Source organism: Streptomyces endophyticus, from assembly GCF_035798155.1.
Classification (GTDB): Bacteria; Actinomycetota; Actinomycetes; order Streptomycetales; family Streptomycetaceae; genus Streptomyces; species Streptomyces endophyticus.
Genome location: NZ_JAOZYC010000170.1, coordinates 14,160 through 30,165, shown reverse-complemented (window position 1 = coordinate 30,165; position 16,006 = coordinate 14,160). Strand labels below are relative to the sequence as shown.

The 16,006-nt window shown below is 71.5% G+C and carries 10 protein-coding genes and 1 pseudogene; 5 read left to right on the top strand and 6 right to left on the bottom strand.

From position 1 onward, the window contains the following. Window positions 1-2: 2 nt before the first annotated feature. Window positions 3-3,357 (top strand): annotated as a pseudogene (locus OKJ99_RS35020) (AfsR/SARP family transcriptional regulator). A 58-nt stretch (window positions 3,358-3,415) separates the two neighbouring features. Here OKJ99_RS35020 and OKJ99_RS35015 read toward each other — a convergent pair. From OKJ99_RS35015 to panB, 3 genes are all read right to left on the bottom strand, one after another. Then, window positions 3,416-4,252: an ABC transporter permease gene (locus tag OKJ99_RS35015; RefSeq protein WP_326022287.1), complete on the bottom strand. Its 837-nt coding sequence runs from the start codon at window positions 4,250-4,252 to the stop codon at window positions 3,416-3,418. Further along, entirely contained in the window at window positions 4,249-5,271 is a 1,023-nt protein-coding gene (locus tag OKJ99_RS35010; protein ID WP_326022286.1) for an ATP-binding cassette domain-containing protein, read from the bottom strand. Before OKJ99_RS35010 ends, OKJ99_RS35015 begins: the two co-directional genes overlap by 4 nt. 251 nt (window positions 5,272-5,522) lie before the next feature. After that, window positions 5,523-6,419: a 3-methyl-2-oxobutanoate hydroxymethyltransferase gene (gene panB / locus OKJ99_RS35005; RefSeq protein ID WP_326022285.1), complete on the bottom strand. Its 897-nt coding sequence runs from the start codon at window positions 6,417-6,419 to the stop codon at window positions 5,523-5,525. Between the two features lie 196 nt (window positions 6,420-6,615). Between panB and OKJ99_RS35000 the strand changes: the two genes are divergently transcribed. The 4 genes from OKJ99_RS35000 (at window position 6,616) to OKJ99_RS34985 (ending at window position 11,506) form a co-directional block, all read left to right on the top strand. Next, the gene (locus tag OKJ99_RS35000; RefSeq protein ID WP_326022284.1) at window positions 6,616-8,223 is read left to right on the top strand and encodes an MFS transporter; all 1,608 of its coding nucleotides are present in this window, start codon (window positions 6,616-6,618) and stop codon (window positions 8,221-8,223) included. An 84-nt stretch (window positions 8,224-8,307) separates the two neighbouring features. Further along, window positions 8,308-8,967: a TetR/AcrR family transcriptional regulator gene (locus OKJ99_RS34995; RefSeq protein ID WP_407700823.1), complete on the top strand. Its 660-nt coding sequence runs from the start codon at window positions 8,308-8,310 to the stop codon at window positions 8,965-8,967. Window positions 8,968-9,144: 177 nt separating this feature from the next. Further along, the gene (locus tag OKJ99_RS34990; protein WP_326022283.1) at window positions 9,145-10,164 is read left to right on the top strand and encodes an endonuclease/exonuclease/phosphatase family protein; all 1,020 of its coding nucleotides are present in this window, start codon (window positions 9,145-9,147) and stop codon (window positions 10,162-10,164) included. 124 nt (window positions 10,165-10,288) lie between these two features. Next, window positions 10,289-11,506, top strand: a complete 1,218-nt coding sequence (locus OKJ99_RS34985) for an MFS transporter (RefSeq protein ID WP_326022282.1) — start codon at window positions 10,289-10,291, stop codon at window positions 11,504-11,506. 99 nt (window positions 11,507-11,605) lie between these two features. Here the strand turns inward: OKJ99_RS34985 and OKJ99_RS34980 are convergent, their stop codons facing one another. The 3 genes from OKJ99_RS34980 to OKJ99_RS34970 form a co-directional block, all read right to left on the bottom strand. After that, the gene (locus OKJ99_RS34980; protein ID WP_326022281.1) at window positions 11,606-13,231 is read right to left on the bottom strand and encodes a multicopper oxidase family protein; all 1,626 of its coding nucleotides are present in this window, start codon (window positions 13,229-13,231) and stop codon (window positions 11,606-11,608) included. A 243-nt stretch (window positions 13,232-13,474) separates the two neighbouring features. After that, window positions 13,475-13,876, bottom strand: coding sequence for a DUF6153 family protein (locus OKJ99_RS34975; protein ID WP_326022280.1), 402 nt, complete (start codon window positions 13,874-13,876; stop codon window positions 13,475-13,477). 88 nt (window positions 13,877-13,964) lie between these two features. Further along, window positions 13,965-15,896: a S53 family peptidase gene (locus tag OKJ99_RS34970; protein ID WP_326022279.1), complete on the bottom strand. Its 1,932-nt coding sequence runs from the start codon at window positions 15,894-15,896 to the stop codon at window positions 13,965-13,967. Window positions 15,897-16,006: the final 110 nt, after the last annotated feature.

Genomic DNA, 16,006 nt, shown 5'->3' with positions numbered 1-16,006 from the left:
CCGTGCGCTACCGCATTCTCGGCACCACGCAGGCGCTCCGCGACGACGGCACGGCCGTCCCGGTCGGCGGGGCGCGCCTTCGTGCGCTGCTCACGGTGCTCGCGCTGCGGCCCGGCCGCGCCGTACCGCCCGCGTTCCTCGTCGACGAGGTGTGGGGCGACGAGCCGCCCGCGGACGCGGCGGGCGCGCTGCAAGCGTTGGTCGGGCGGCTGCGCAGGGCCCTGGGGGCCGGGGCGATCACCTCGTCCGAGGGCGGCTACCGGCTCGCCGCCGCGGCGGACGACGTCGACCTGTTCCGCTTCGAGCGGCTGACCGGGGACGGGGTGCGGGCCTTCGCGGACGGGGACCCGGCCAAGGCGCTCGACCTTCTCGACGACGCGCTCGCGCTGTGGCGGGGGCCTGCCCTCGCCGATCTCCCGGACCGGTCCGTCGAGGCCATGCGCCTCAACACCCGGCGCCTCGACGCCCGGCGCACCAGGCTCGCCGCGTGTCTGGACCTCGGCCGTGCGGACGAGGTCCTGCCGGAGGTGACCTCGCTCGGGGACGCCCACCCGTTGGATGAGTCGTTGCAGGTGTTGCGGCTGCGGGCGTTGCGCTCCGCGGGGCGGGCGGCGGAGGCGTTGGCGGCGTATGAGGGGGTGCGGCGGAGGCTCTCCGAGAGCCTGGGCACGGATCCGGGGCCGGAACTTCGCGCGCTGCACGGAGAGTTGCTGGCCCCCGTGGCTCCCACGCCACGGGGCTCCGCCCCGGACCCCGCTGCTCAATCGCCGCAGGGGCTTGAAAAGCCTGCTCAATCGCCGCAAGGGCTTGAAAGGCCTGCTCAATCGCCGCAGGGGCTTGATCTGCCCGGCAATCTCCGTGCGCGGCTCACCTCGTTCGTCGGGCGGGACGGTGACCTCGGTGCCATTCGGGCCGACCTGGGGCGCGTGCGGCTGGTGACTTTGCTCGGGCCCGGAGGGGCCGGTAAGACGCGGCTTTCGCAGGAGGCCGCCGAGGGGATCGGTACCGCACCGGACGGGGTGTGGCTCGCGGAGCTGGCTCCGGTCAGTGACCCGGCCGCCGTGCCGGAGGCGGTCGTCGGCGCCCTCGGGGCCCGCGAGACCGTGCTGCGCGGCGCCGGCGCCGAAGAGCTGCGCGTCGCGGGTGAGCGCCAGGGCGACGACCCCCTCGTCCGCCTCGTGGAGCACTGCGAGGACCGCCGCCTCCTGCTGATCCTCGACAACTGCGAGCACGTCATCGACGCGGCCGCCGCCCTCGCCGAGGACCTCCTCGCCCACTGCCCCGGCGTCACGATCCTGGCGACGAGCCGCGAACCCCTCGGCGTACCGGGCGAGTTGCTGTACTCGGTGGAACCGCTCCCGGAGCCGTACGCGCTGCGGCTGTTCGGTGAGCGCGCCGCCGCCGTGCGTCCCGGCTTCACGGTGGACGGGTCCGAGGAGATCGCGGCGGCGGTGGGCGAGATCTGCCGCCGCCTCGACGGCCTCCCGCTCGCCATCGAACTCGCCGCGGCTCCGGATGCTCACGCCCCGCCAGATCGCCGACCGCCTCGACGACCGCTTTCGCCTCCTCACCTCCGGCGCCCGCACCGCCCTGCCCCGCCAGCAGACGCTCCGCGCGGTCGTCGACTGGTCGTGGGACCTGCTCGACGCACCCGAGCGCGACACCCTCGCCCGCCTCTCCGTGTTCAGCGGCGGCTGCGACCTGTCCGCCGCCGAGGCGGTCTGCGGCCCGGACGCGCTCGACACCCTGGCCTCCCTCGTCGACAAGTCGCTCGTGGTCGCCGCCCCGGAGGAGGGCAGCGGCGCCATGCGCTACCGCCTCCTGGAAACCGTCTCCGAGTACGCGGGCGACCGCCTCGACGAGTCGGGTGAGCGCGCCGCCGCCGAGCGTGCCCACCTCACGTACTACCGCGAACTCGCCCGCACCACCGACCCGTTGCTCCGCGGCAGCGGCCAGCGCGCGGCCATCGCCCGGATCGAGCGGGACTACGAGAATCTGCGCACGGCCCTGCGGCACGCGGTCGCGGCCCGTGACGAGCAGGAGGCGTTCAGCCTCGTCCTGTCCCTGGCCTGGTTCTGGCAGATGCGGGACCTGCGCGTCGACGCCCGTACGTGGACGGGGGAGGCCGCCGCGCTCGGCCCCGACCCCTTCGCCGGGCCCCCGCGCCCCGCGCCGCCGCTGCTCCAGCGCTGCACCGACCTCCCGCCCCCGCTGACCGGCGAGCTCTTCGAAGAGGCGCGCCGCCAGGTCCATCTGTGCCGGCTCGGCTACATGGACATGGAGATGGACCACTGGCAGACCGAGGAGGGCCAGGCCCGGCTCAGGGCCGTCATCGAGACCTACCGCGCCGACCTCCCGCAGGCCTGCCGTCCGCCCGGCAACATCTGGTACTTCGCCGTCCTGATGACCGGGGACATGGACCGGCTGCAGGAGCTCGCCGCCGTCTCCGCGCGGACCTGCCGCGAGCTCGGCTACGACTGGGAGCTGGCGCTCGTCCTCCAGATGCGGGCCAACGTGTTCGCCAACCGCAGCGACTGGGCCGAGGAGGGGCTCGAGTACGCCGACGAGTCGCTGGCTCTGTTCCGCCGGCTCGGTGACGAGTGGGGGACGGCCGAGGCGCTGTCGGCGCGCGGCGAGGCGCGCGAGAAGCTCGGCGACTTCGAGGGCGCCGCCGCCGACTACACGCGCGCCCGTGAGCTCGCGCACAGCATGGGCGCCCACTCCCAGGCCGCGATCCTCCAGGTCAGGCTCGGCCAGGCGCGGATCGAGCAGGGGGACATCGAGGCGGGCGAGAGGCTGCTGTGGGAGTCGCTCGAGGACGGGCGCCGGCACACCAACGAGTCCCGGCCGGCCGCCCGTCTCTTCCTCGTATCCCATCTCGCGTTCAGCGGCCGCACCGTCGAGGCTCGTGAGCAACTCGCTTTGCTGCGCAGTGAGTTCAAGGTGGCGCAGGTCGGGTTCTTCCACGGCATGACCATCGGCATGGAGGCGATGATCGACGCCGTCGACGGGCACGCCGACGACGCCGTCGAGAACGTGCGGCGCTGTCTCGACATCGCGCGGGACCCGCTGTCCGCGCTCGTCATGCCGCAATTGGTGGGGCTGCATCTGTGCACGGCGGCCCGGGCCCTCGCCCAGCGGGGCAGGGAGGGTGACGCGGTGGCCGCCGCGCGGCTCATGGGCGCGTCCGACGCGGCGGCTCCGGAGGGCCACAAGCCGGCGCTCCTCGAACGCAATTGGCGCGCGGACACCGAGGCGGAGGTCCGCGCGCTGCTCGACGGGTCGACGTACGAACGGGCACACGCCGAGGGCGGCGGCCTCTCCTTGGAGGAGGCCACCGCCCTGCTGGACGACTGACAACTGACGACTGACGCGAATGAGTCGACGGGGGTCGTCCTGCCCCGTTCCGCGCCGGTCAGCTCTGCTTCGTGAACTTGCGGATCGCGATCGGCGCCATGACGGCCGTGAGCAGCACCGACCAGGCGACCGTCACCCACACGTCGTGGGCGGCGGGGCCGCCGACCATGAGGCCGCGGCAGGCGTCCGCGAGCGTCGACATCGGGTTCCAGTCGGTGAAGGACTGCAGCCAGCCCGGCATCGACTGGGTCGGCGCGAAGATCGACGAGCCGAACTGCAGCGGCATCATGACCAGGAAGCCCATGGCCTGCACGGCCTGCGCGGTCTTCATGGTGACGCCGAGCGTCAGGAAGATCCACATGATGGAGGAGCCGAACAGCGCGGTCAGGCTGAACGCCCCGAGCAGACCGACCCAGTTGGTGATGTCGAAGCCGACGAGCAGCGCGACGATCATCAGGACGGTGGTGGCGACGAGTAGCCGCAGCAGCTCGACGGAGACCTTGGCCATGAGGACCGATCCGCGCCCGATGGGCAGCGTACGGAAGCGGTCCATGATGCCCTTGTGGAAGTCCTCGTTGAAGCCGGTTCCCACGCCCTGCGCGATGTTCATGCTCATCATCGCGATCATGCCGGGGATCACGTACTGGACGTAGGCGTCCTGGCCGCCGCCCATCGAGGCGCCGATCGAGCCGCCGAAGACGTACACGAACAGGAGCGTGAAGACGATCGGCATGAGGACCGCGTCGAACATCGACTCCGGGTCGTTGCGGATCCACAGCAGGTTGCGGCGGACCAGCGCGCCCGTGTGTCGCAGATGGCCGCGCAGGCCGATCTTGGGGTCGGCGTCGACGGTGATCGTGGGGACCGCCGGGGGAGTAAGGGTGGTGGCACTCATACGGCGGCCTCCTCGAGTTCGGGCCTTGCGTCCTCCGGGGCGGAGGCCTTCTGGCCGGTGATGGACAGGAACACCTCGTCCAGGCTGGGCAGTTCGGAGCCGATCGAGGCGATCGTGATGCCGCGCGCGGTGACCGCGCCGACCACGGCGGTGAGCTGCTCGTCGCTGAGCACGGGGACCAGGACGGCCCCGGACTCGGTGTCCACGGTGGTGGTGGCGAGGCCCGTGATCCCCATGTCGTCTATCGCGTGCGACAGCGGGCCGAGCTCCAGCGGGTCGGCCGGGCGGATCCGCAGGGTGCGGCCGCCGACCTTCGCCTTCAGCTCCTCGATGCCGCCCGCGGCGATGACCTGGCCGCGGTCGATGACGGTGAGCTCGGAGGCCAGCTGTTCGGCCTCTTCCATGTACTGGGTGGTGAGCAGGACGGTGACGCCGTCCCGCACCATGCTCTGCACCTCGTCCCACACCTCGTTACGGGTACGGGGGTCGAGTCCTGTCGTCGGCTCGTCCAGGTAGAGGACGTGCGGGCGGCCGATCATCGAGGCGGCGAGGTCGAGCCGGCGGCGCATACCGCCGGAGTACGTCTTCGCGGGGCGGGTCGCGGCGTCGGTCAGCGAGAACCGCTCCAGGAGGGCGTCGGCACGGGCCTTCGCGTCCTTCCTGGACAGGTCGAGCAGCCGCCCGATCATGTACAGGTTCTCGCGGCCGGAGATCTTCTCGTCGACCGAGGCGTACTGGCCGGTGAGGCCGATGACCCGGCGGAGCTGGCGGGGCTGGCGCACCGCGTCGTAGCCCGCCACGATCGCCGTGCCGGAGTCGGGGGTGATCAGGGTGGAGAGGCAGCGGACGAGGGTGGTCTTGCCGGCGCCGTTCGGACCGAGGACACCCATGACGGTGCCCTCGTGCACATCCAGGTCCACGCCGTCCAGGGCTTTGGTCTCGCCGTAGTGCTTGACCAGTCCCCTCACGGATACGGCGACCGGCCGGTCGCTCACGGAGTTCTTGTCGATTCGCGTCATGCCCACCAAGCTGCCAGCCACCACCGACAACCCACCGACACCCGACCGACAGCTCGCCGACAGCGGCAGGTCCTTGAAGCCTCGCCAGCGACAGGGCCAGGTCCCTTGGAGCCCCTGCGGCGATTGAGCAGCGGGGTCCGGGGCAGAGCCCCGAGCGGTGCCGCGCAACACACCCCCCCGATCACCCGCGGAGCGCGACGCGGCCCGCCGACGGGGGAAGATCGGCGGGCCGCGGTCGTACCGGAAATGGCTCAGTGGACGGAGTGCTCCTCCTGAGGGAACGTTCCGCCGATGACGTCCTCCGCAAACGCCTTCGCCGCGTCGGACATCACGCCGCGCAGCTCCGCGTACTTCTTCACGAAGCGCGGCATCCTGCCCCCGGTGAGTCCGAGCGCGTCCGTCCAGACCAGGACCTGCGCGTCCGTACCGGCCCCGGCGCCGATGCCGACGGTCGGGATCTGCAGGACCCGCGTCACCTCGGCCGCGAGCTCCGCCGGAACCAGTTCGAGGACGACCGCGAACGCGCCCGCGTCCTGGACCGCCTTGGCGTCGCGCAGCAGCTGCTGCGCCGCCTCCTCGCCACGCCCCTGGACCCGGTAGCCCTGGGTGTTGACCGACTGCGGGGTCAGGCCGATGTGCGCCATGACCGGGATCCCGGCGTCGACCAGCAGCTTGATCTGGGCGTGCGAGCGTTCGCCGCCCTCCAGCTTCACCGCGGTGACCCCGGCCTCCTTCACCAGCCGCATCGCCGAGCGGAGCGCCTGCGTCGGCCCTTCCTGGTAGGACCCGAAGGGCAGGTCGCCGACGATCAGGGCGCGGGACGTGCCGCGTACCACCGCCGCCGAGAGCAGCACCATCTGGTCGAGGGTGACCGGCACCGTCGTGTCGTACCCGAGGTGACAGTTGCCCGCCGAGTCGCCGACCAGCATCACGGGGATGCCGGCCTCGTCGAAGACCGACGCGGTCATCGCGTCGTACGCGGTGAGCATGGGCCACTTCTCGCCCCGCTCCTTGGCGAGGCCGATGTCCCGGACCGATACCCGCCGCGAGCCCTTGCCCCCGTACAACACGGTGGACTGCTGGGCGTTCTGGGAGTTCTGCTGATTCTGGGTGTTCTGGGCAGCCGAAAGCTCTGTGGGTTGCGTCATCGCAACGGCTCCTTCATGTCGTCTCGAGGCGCCCTGACGGCGTCCCCGGATCGCCTCCATGGTGGCACCGCGTGCCGCCCCCGCGCCAGGCCTCCTCCCGATCCCGCATCCCGCCCATGTAAAGCCTCGGTAAGGCTTTTCCCGGGACTTTCAATACGAGACGGTTCCGTATCGAAATGGGTCTAGGGTCGTTCGCATGACCACTTCCGCCGCCTCCCGGGACTCCCAGGGTTCCCGCGTACCCGAGTCCGTGCACCGCCGTCGCTGGGTGATCCTCGGCGTGCTCATGCTGAGCCTGCTGATCGTCGTCCTCGACAACTCGATCCTGAACGTCGCGATCAAGACGATCTCGACCCCCGAGCCCGTGGGCATCGGCGCCTCGCAGAGCGAACTCGAGTGGGCGATCAACGCGTACACGCTCGTCTTCGCGGGCCTGCTGTTCACGGCCGGACTGCTCGGTGACCGGATCGGGCGCAAGAAGGTCCTCATCGGCGGTCTCGTCGTCTTCGGCATCGGCTCCGCGCTCGCCGCGGAGTCCGGCACGCCGGTCCAGCTCATCGCGTTCCGCGCGGTGATGGGACTCGGCGCCGCCTTCGTCATGCCGGCCACGCTCGCCGTCCTGATGAACGTCTTCGAGCGGGACGAGCAGCCGAAGGCCATCGGCATCTGGGCCGGCGGCGTGGGGCTCGCCATCGCGATCGGGCCGATCACCGGCGGACTGCTCCTCGACCACTTCTGGTGGGGCTCGGTCTTCCTCGTGAACGTGCCGATCGTGATCATCGCCATCGTGCTGATGCTCGCGCTCGTGCCCGACTCCAAGGACCCGAAGCCGGGGCGCGTCGACCTCGTCGGCGTCGTCCTGTCCGTCGTGGGACTCGTCCTGCTCGTCTACGGGATCATCAAGGGCGGCGACGAGGGCGACTTCACCAGCGCCCAGGTGCTGGCCACCATCGCCGCGGGCCTCGCCGTCCTGGTCGCCTTCGTGCTGTACGAGAAGCGCAGCGACCACCCGTCGTTCGACATCAACTACTTCAAGAACAAGGTGTTCTCGGCCGCCATGGCCGGCATCGCGCTCGTCTTCTTCGCGATGATGGGCGTCACGTTCTTCGCGTCCTTCTACATCCAGAGCGTGCGCGGCTACTCGCCGTTGCAGACCGGCGCGTTCCTGCTGCCGCTCGCCGCCGCCCAGCTGATCTTCGCGCCGCGCGCCCGGCTCGTCGTCGACCGGCTCGGCGTGCGCGTCACCACGACCGGAGGGCTTGTGCTGCTCGCGGCCATGCTCGCCGCGTTCACCCTGCTCGACCAGGACAGCCCGATGTGGGTCATGGAGATCATCTTCTTCTTCATGGGCACGGGCATGGCCCATGTCATGACGCCGACCAGCGTCGTCATCATGCAGTCGCTGCCGCGCGAGAAGGCGGGTTCGGCCTCCGCGCTCAGCAATACGTTCCGCCAGGTCGGCGGCGCGCTCGGGATCGCCGTGCTCGGTTCGGTGCTGTCCACGGCGTACAAGAACGGGATCGAGGACCAGCTGCTGCCGCTGCCCGCCGGGCTCCGGGACGCCGCGAGCGCCTCCATCGAGGCCACGCTCGGCGTCGCCGAGAAGCTCGGGCCGCGCGGCGAGGCGCTGGTCGGGGCGGCGAACGACTCCTTCGTGCACGCCATGCACATCACCGCGCTGTGCGGTGCGGGCGTCGCCGTGCTCAGCGCCGTCGTCACCGGCCTGTTCCTGCCGCGCAAGCCCAAGGACCCGCCGGCCGAGCACAGCGGCGAGCAGCCGGAGAAGGTCGGCGCGGGCCACTGACCCGGCACTGACCTGCTGGTTGAGAGAATGCGCCGGGGCTCGCCACAGCGGCGGGGCCCGGGGCGCGGCGAAAGGCGGAGCGCGGTGGACGCGGGCACGGAACGGGCCGAGGGGCAGACACGGCGGCGAAGGATCCCCGGGGCCCCGACACCGTCCGCCCCCGCGCGCGGCCGTCCGCGCAGCGAGGCCGTCGAGCAGGCGATCATCGAGGGCGTCATCCAGCTGCTCGAACAGGGCGTGCCGCTCACCGAGCTGTCCATCGAGCGGATCGCCCGCACCGCCGGCGTCGGCAAGGCCACCATCTACCGGCGCTGGAGCGGCAAGGAAGCGCTCTTCGTCGACGTCGTCGCCTCCATCGAGGAGCCCGACCCCGCAGATCTGCCCGGCACCTCGATGCGCGACGACCTCGTCCGGCTCCTGGAGCACATGCGCAGACGCGGCCTCAGCATGCGCACCTCCGCCCTGCTGCACAACGTCCTCGCGCAGATGAAGACCCTGCCCAGGCTCTGGGACGCGTACCAGGAGCTCGTCGTGGACCCCCGGCGGCGCGCGACGCACGACGTGGTGCGGCGCGGGGTCGCCGACGGGGAGTTGCCGGCCGGCACGGACGTCGAGTTCGCCGCGGATCTGTTCACCGGTCCGATGCTGCTGCGCACCGTCATGCGGACCGACGCGCCGCTGGCGGAGGATCTGGCCGAGCGGATTGTCGATACGGTGCTCGTGGGGTTGCGCGCGGGCCACTGACGCGATGGTCGGGTGGCCGATGTGCGGGTTTCGTCACAGCGTTCCTTCCTGGCGCCTCGTACGGAACTCAGCACACCACCGCGTACGTCCCCCTGGTCGTAGAGACAGAAAGCCGCTGCTCATCGCCTACTGTTTGGCGGGGGCAGCGGGCACGGCAGGCAGTGAGGCGACGACGGCATGGCGCAGGCGTACAAGGGCGGCGACGGCAGCGGAACCGGGACCACCGGACCGGGAGCCGGGCTCCGACGTCAGGGTGGCCGACCGCTGGGTGACCGCGGTTACTGGCGGCGCGGGCTCGTCCTCGCGGCGCTCGCGATCCTGCTCGCGCTCGTCATACTGCTGCACGCGCAGATCCCCAACACCGTCGGCAACCTCGGCTCCCTGACCGAGACGTTCCTGCCGTGGCTGGGTGTCTTCATTCCGGTGCTGCTCGTCCTGGGTCTCGTACGGAGGTCGGCGACCGCGGTGGTCGCGGTGCTGGCCCCGGCGATCGTCTGGTTCAACCTCTTCGGCGGGCTGCTCACCGACAAGACGGACAGCGGCGGCGACCTGACCGTCGTCACGCACAACGTCAACGCCGAGAACTCCGACCCGGCAGGCACCGCGAAGGACGTCGCCGCGTCCGGCGCGCAGGTCATCGCCCTGGAGGAGGTGACGGCCCAGGCGCTGCCGACGTACCGGGACACGCTCGCGAGCGCCTACCCGTACCACGCGGTCAAGGGCACGGTCGGGCTGTGGAGCAAGTACCCGCTCTCCGACACCCAGCCCGTCGACATCAAGCTGGGCTGGACGCGGGCGCTGCGCACGACCGTCGCGACACCGCAGGGCAAGGTCGCGGTGTACGTCGCCCATCTGCCGTCGGTGCGCGTGAAGCTCAACTCCGGGTTCACCGCCAGCCAGCGCGACAAGAGCGCGGACGCGCTCGGCGAGGCGATCGCCGACGAGCCGCTGGGCAAGGTCGTCCTCCTCGGCGACCTGAACGGCACCATGAACGACCGCGCGCTGAACGGCGTCACCGCGCAGATGCGCTCCACGCAGGGTGCGGCGGGCAGCGGCTTCGGGTTCAGCTGGCCGGCCGCGTTCCCGATGGCGCGCATCGACCAGATCATGGTCAAGGGTGTGGAGCCGGTCACGTCGTGGACGCTGCCGGGGACCGGGAGCGACCATCTGCCGATCGCGGCGCGGGTCGACTTGTGACGCCGAGCGGTCCACCGCTCGTCACGGCGCTTTAACCTCACGGAATAGTCGATGGGCGAGACTTTGTTCCGTACGTAAACTTACGTATGTCGCACCTACGCCGTCGCTACCCGAAAGTTCCTTCATGCCCCTCGCCCTGCTCGCGCTCGCCGTGGGCGCCTTCGGCATCGGCACGACCGAGTTCGTCATCATGGGCCTGCTGCCCAACGTCGCCGACGACCTGCACATATCGATCCCGGCCGCCGGACACCTCGTCTCCGCGTACGCGCTCGGTGTGGTCATCGGCGCGCCGCTGCTCGCCGCGGTCACCGCGCGGATGCCGCGCCGCCGCGTCCTCATCGGCCTGATGGCGCTGTTCGTCGTCGGCAACGCGGTCTCGGCGGCGGCCCCCGACTACCACTCGCTCATGCTCGCCCGCTTCGTCAGCGGACTGCCGCACGGAGCGTTCTTCGGCGTCGGCGCGGTGGTGGCGACCTCGCTGGTCGCCCCCGAGCGCAAGGCCCGCTCGGTCTCGCTCATGTTCCTCGGCCTGACCATCGCCAACGTCATCGGCGTGCCCGCCGCGACCGCGATGGGGCAGCAGCTGGGCTGGCGCGCCACGTTCCTCGCGGTCAGCGCGATCGGCCTGGTCGCGATCGCGGCGCTGGTGGCGCTGGTCCCCGCGGACCACGGCCACAGCGAGACGGCCGCGGGGCTACGAGGCGAGCTGCGCGCCCTGAAGTCCCTCCCGGTCTGGCTCGCGCTCGGCACGACGGTCGCCGGCTTCGGCGCGCTCTTCGCCGCGTACAGCTACATCACGCCGATGCTCACGGACGCGGCGGGCTACGCGGACGCGTCCGTGACGCTGCTGCTCGCGCTCTTCGGCGTCGGCGCCACCATCGGCAACCTCATGGGCGGCCGTCTCGCGGACCACTCCCTGCGCCGCACCCTCTTCGGCGGCCTGGCCTCGCTGGTCGTGGTCCTGTCCTTCTTCCCGCTCCTCATGCGCGCGGAGTGGAGCGCGGCCCTGGCCGTCTTCCTGCTCGGCATGGCGGCGTTCACGACGGGCTCCCCGCTCCAGCTGATCGTGATGGAGAAGGCCTCCGCGGCCCCCTCCCTCGCCTCGTCCGCGAACCAGGCTGCCTTCAACCTGGCCAACGCCGGCGGCGCCTGGATCGGCGGCCTCGCGCTCGCCGCGGGCTTCGGCGTGACGTCCCCGGCGACCGCGGGCGCGGCCCTGGCGGTGCTCGGCCTGGGCGTCGCGGCGGTGGCGTACGCGGTGGACCGTGGGCGTGCCTCGGTGGCACCGGGGCGGTTGGTGGCCTCCCACGTTCCGACGGAGCAGGAGCCCGCGCGCCGCTGACGGGCGTGTACGACGGCGTGTACGGCGGCGTGTACGACGGCGTGTACGACGAAGGGGCGGGGCACACGGATGTGCCCCGCCCTCAGTCGTGTGCGGAGGTCAGCCGCGGTAGCCGAGCACCGTCATCATGCCCGCCTCCGAGTGGTAGACGTTGTGGCAGTGGACCATCCACAGGCCCGGGTTGTCCGCGTCGAAGTCGGCCGTGAGGGTGGCGTTCGGGAGGACGATCGCCGTGTCCTTGCGGGGGCCGTCGGCGACGTTCGCCAGGGAGAACGTGTGGCCGTGCAGATGCACCGGGTGCCACATCGACGTCGAGTTGGCGAAGACCAGGCGGACCCGCTCGCCCGCGCGCACCGGGTGACGCTGATCCGGGTCGTACGGCTTCTTGTTGAACGCCCAGTCGTACTTGGCCATCCCGCCCGTCAGTTGGAGCCTGATCGTGCGGTCCGGCTTGCGGGAGGCGAGGGCCACCGATTCGTCCGCGCGGAGCTTGTCCGCCGTGAGGAGGCGGCCGGTCAGCTCCCTGGGGCGGGACGTGGCCTTTGGTGTCGCGCCCGAACCCGTACGCAGCACCGCGAGCCCAGACGCCTTCTTGCCCTCCGCGAGCGCCGTCAGCGGGAACACCCCGTCGCCCGCCGTGACCAGCACGTCGTACCGCTCGCCCATCCCGAGCAGCAACGCCTCCGTCTTCGCGTGGCGCACCGGGAAGCCGTCGGTGTGCGTCACCGTCATCTCGTGGCCGCCGAGCGCGACGCGGAACGCCGTGTCGCCGCCCGCGTTGATGAACCGGATCCGGATGCGGTCGCCGGGGCGGGCCTCGAAGGACGAAGGGGCCGCGGGAGTACGGCCGTTGACCAGGTAGTGCGGGTACTTCACGTCACCCGCGTCGCCACCCAGCAGGTCGCTCTTCGCGCCCATCATCATGCGGGAGGGACTGTCGGCCGAGGGCGAGGGGGACTCCTCCGTGCGCGTGGAGCGCATCGACATGCCTTCCATCCCCGGCATGTCGTGGCCGGAGTGGCCGCCGCCCGAACCGCCCCCGTGGTCCATCCCGGACCGCAGCTCCTTGAGCACCGCGTCCGGCGTCGAACCGGCCACCCCGTCGACCCAGTCGTCGAGGACGACCACCCACTCCTTGTCGTAGGAGAGCGGCTCCTTCGGGTCCTCCACGATCAGCGGCGCGTACAGGCCGCGGTCCTGCTGCGTGCCGGAGTGCGGGTGGAACCAGTACGTGCCGGGGTGCGAGACCTTGAAGCGGTACGTGAAGTCGGCGCCCGGCGCGACGGACTTCTGGGTCAGGCCCGGTACGCCGTCCATGTCGTTGCGCAGCGCGATGCCGTGCCAGTGCATCGACGTGGGCTCGGGGAGATGGTTGGCGAGGGTGAGATCGAGCGTGTCGCCGGCCGTGACCCTGACCTCCTTGCCGGGCAGATCGCCGCCGTAGGACCAGGACTTGACCGTGCGGTCGCCCAGGTCGAGCGGGGCCGCGGCGGCCGTGAGCCGGACCTCGCGGACCCGGCCGTCGGCGCCGCGCTTCTTCTCGGCGGCGGCGACCTCCTTGCCCGCGGGGTCGACGTAGCCGCCGGGCGCGGATCCGGCCGCGCCGTGGCCGCCGTGGCCCGACGACGAACCGGAACAGGCCGCCAGGGTGCCCGCCCCGGCCACGGCGATCGCCGCGCCGAGCAGGGTGCGGCGGGTGGGGGTGCGCGGAGTGTTTTCGCGCATGCGTGTGTACCTCGCTGTCGATGAGGGTGAATTCAGGCGTGCGAAACGGGGCGCAGGCCAGGGTCCTTCTGACGGGTCAGGCCGGACGCGGACGACCGCCACGGGCGGTGCCGACAAGCGGGGTCTGGTGCGTGCAGCTGCAAGGCGGAGGAGGGCGTCAACGCGGAGCGTTGGCAACCGACGACAACGCGGCAGATGTGCGTGCCAGGGCTCGCGACTCCGGCAAGATCCGTCAGAAGGGCCCTAAATACGCAGTACCGACAGCTGGGACAGAAGTCTTCGGGGTGGGGGAGGGTTCGGGCGCTGGGCCAGGGCCAGGCCGCGGGCGCGCGGCCCCGGCGCTACGGCCACGAGCAGCGGGCGAAGCACCACCGCCGTCAGCAACAGCAGCGTCAACGAGCCGAGGACGGCGAGGCATACGTTCAGCGGGTCCATGCCGCTGTGGCCGGGGGAGTCGGGGCGTTCGTGAACGGTGGCGGCGGAGCCGTGCTCGGCGGCCATCGCGACGTGCGCGCTCTCCGTCGGCATCGCAGCGTCGTGGCCCGACGGATGCCCCAGCGTATGCATCCCGACGATCCCGAGGAGCAGCGCGGCGAACAGCAGCAGCCGCTGCCCGCGCCCCGTGCCGCTCCGCGTCCTCGCCATGCCCCGCACCCTACCCCTACCGGGTATCCGCGAGGCGCGGGGCCCCGGCGGCGGGTGAGCGCCCACCCGCCGCCGGGGCGTCCTCGGGTCAGCGCCGGTACGAGTTCACGTAACCCGGAGCCGGCGAGCCGACCCCCGTCACGTCGTCGTAGCCGCTGACGGCCTTCAGGGAGGCGTCCTTGCCGAGGCTGCGCACCGAGGTGAGCAGGCCCTCCGACGCGTCGTAGCTGTTGGCGTAGTCGACGCGGACCACGGCGAGGTCCTTGCCCCCGGGCTTGTCCACCACGTCGTGGTACTTCGCCGAGCCGTACCGGTCGTAGATCGCCGGGTTCGCGAAGCCGAGCGACTTGCCGCCGCCGGTCTGCTGCGCCAGCGCCTGCACGCCCGCGACCACCGGCGCGGCGAGCGAGGTGCCGCCGATGCGGTACTCGTCGTAGCCCAGCGAGCCGTCGGGAAGGGTCTGCGTCTGCCCCACCAGGAAGCCGGTGTTCGGGTCGGCGATGGCGGAGATGTCCGGCACGACGCGGTTCTTGCCGCCGTTGGCACCGGCAAGCGCGTCCGGTACGACGCCCTTCTGGTAGTCGGGCTGCGCGACCGTCTTACTGGTGCCGCCGCCCGCGCCGGAGGTGTACGCACCCGGGAAGTCGGTCCAACTCTTGCCGTCCGCGGCCAAGTTGGACTTCAGGGTGCCCCAGCCGGTCTCCCACTGGTACCGGTCGCCCTTGCCGACGGCGAGCGAGGTGCCGCCGACCGCCGTCACCCACGCCGAGTTGGCGGGCGTGTCGACCTGCTTCGTGCCCGTCGACGCGACGTTGTCGCCGTTGTCGCCGGACGAGAAGTAGAAGCCGATGCCCTCGACGGCGCCGAGCTGGAACACCTGGTCGTACGCGGCGGCCAGCTCCGGCGTCTGGTTGGCCTCGATGTCGCCCCAGGAGTTGGAGACGATGTCGGCGAGGTGGTTGTCGACGACTTTGCCGAGCGAGTCGAGCAGGTCGTCGTCGTAGCAGGAGGCCGCGCCCACGTACGTGATGTCGGCGGCCGGGGCCGTCGCGTGCACGGCCTCGACGTCGAGGGTCTCCTCGCCGTACCAGCCGGCCGCGTCGCACTCCTTGGTCTTCGTGTACGTCTTCGGCAGCACCTGCTTCAACTGCCCTGTGTTGTACGCCGCGTCACCGTGCTTCTTCGCGTACACCGCCGCGTCCTTGGCGATGGTCGGCGAGGCGTACGCGTCGGTGATCGCGACCTTCACACCCTTGCCGGTCGCCTTGCCGGCGCCGTACGCGGCGCGCAGCTGCTTGCCCGTGTAGCCCTTCGGGGCGTACGGGACCTTGGTGCCGTACGCGTCCGGGAGCGTGCTCGCGGTGTGGGAGCCGTAGTACGTGGAGAACGGGCCCGCGTTGCGGAACACGGCGCTCGGCGGCGGCAGCTGGTCCTGCTTCGTCGCCTTGTGCGGGGCGCTGTCCAGGCCGGTCACCGTGAGCACGGCGCCGTCGAGGGAGGCCGGGACGGAGGCGGTGCCGGACGGGGCGCGGTAGGTGTGGCCGCCCTTGGTGTAGTCGTGCAGCTGCGTGCCGAAGGCCTTCTCGGTGGCGGCCACGTCGCCCGACACGGAGAGGTAGTGCGCGGTGGATCCGGTCACGGTCAGGCCCGAGGACTTCAGCCAGGCCGTGACCCCGGCTATCTGCTCCTTCGTCGCCCCGAAGCGGCCGCGCGCCTCCTTGGCGCTCAGATACTTCTGGTACCGCGCGGACGACGGGTCGGACACGGCCTTCGCGTACGCGGCGAGGCCCTTGGCGTCCCGGCCCGCCAGGTAGACGCGAGCGGTGACCTTGCCGCCGTCCGCGGTGTCGCCCTTGTCGGCGGCGCCGGTGGCCCACAGCGGCCTGGTGCCGGAGAGGGTGTCGCGGCTCGGCTGGGCGTGTGCCGGGGCGGCGAGGGCAAGGGCGCCGGCGAGCAGCGGAAGGGTGGCCGCGATGCTCAGGCCTGCCCGGGTGCGGCGTGTGCCGCGGTTGGATCTCATGTGGAACCCCCCTGGATAGAGGTACTGGAGATGCTGAGGTGCATGTGTAATGCACACGCAGAGGAGGCCACTCTTGCCAACAACCGTTCACGCGGGGGGAATGAGACGAT

Excerpts from the sequence above, each read along its gene's own strand:
- OKJ99_RS35015 (WP_326022287.1), bottom strand. The coding sequence starts at position 4,252 with ATGAGTGCCACCACCCTTACTCCCCCGGCGGTCCCCACGATCACCGTC.
- OKJ99_RS35010 (WP_326022286.1), bottom strand. The coding sequence starts at position 5,271 with ATGACGCGAATCGACAAGAACTCCGTGAGCGACCGGCCGGTCGCCGTA.
- panB (WP_326022285.1), bottom strand. The coding sequence starts at position 6,419 with ATGACGCAACCCACAGAGCTTTCGGCTGCCCAGAACACCCAGAATCAG.
- OKJ99_RS35000 (WP_326022284.1), top strand. The coding sequence starts at position 6,616 with ATGACCACTTCCGCCGCCTCCCGGGACTCCCAGGGTTCCCGCGTACCC.
- OKJ99_RS34990 (WP_326022283.1), top strand. The coding sequence starts at position 9,145 with ATGGCGCAGGCGTACAAGGGCGGCGACGGCAGCGGAACCGGGACCACC.
- OKJ99_RS34985 (WP_326022282.1), top strand. The coding sequence starts at position 10,289 with ATGCCCCTCGCCCTGCTCGCGCTCGCCGTGGGCGCCTTCGGCATCGGC.
- OKJ99_RS34980 (WP_326022281.1), bottom strand. The coding sequence starts at position 13,231 with ATGCGCGAAAACACTCCGCGCACCCCCACCCGCCGCACCCTGCTCGGC.
- OKJ99_RS34975 (WP_326022280.1), bottom strand. The coding sequence starts at position 13,876 with ATGGCGAGGACGCGGAGCGGCACGGGGCGCGGGCAGCGGCTGCTGCTG.
- OKJ99_RS34970 (WP_326022279.1), bottom strand. The coding sequence starts at position 15,896 with ATGAGATCCAACCGCGGCACACGCCGCACCCGGGCAGGCCTGAGCATC.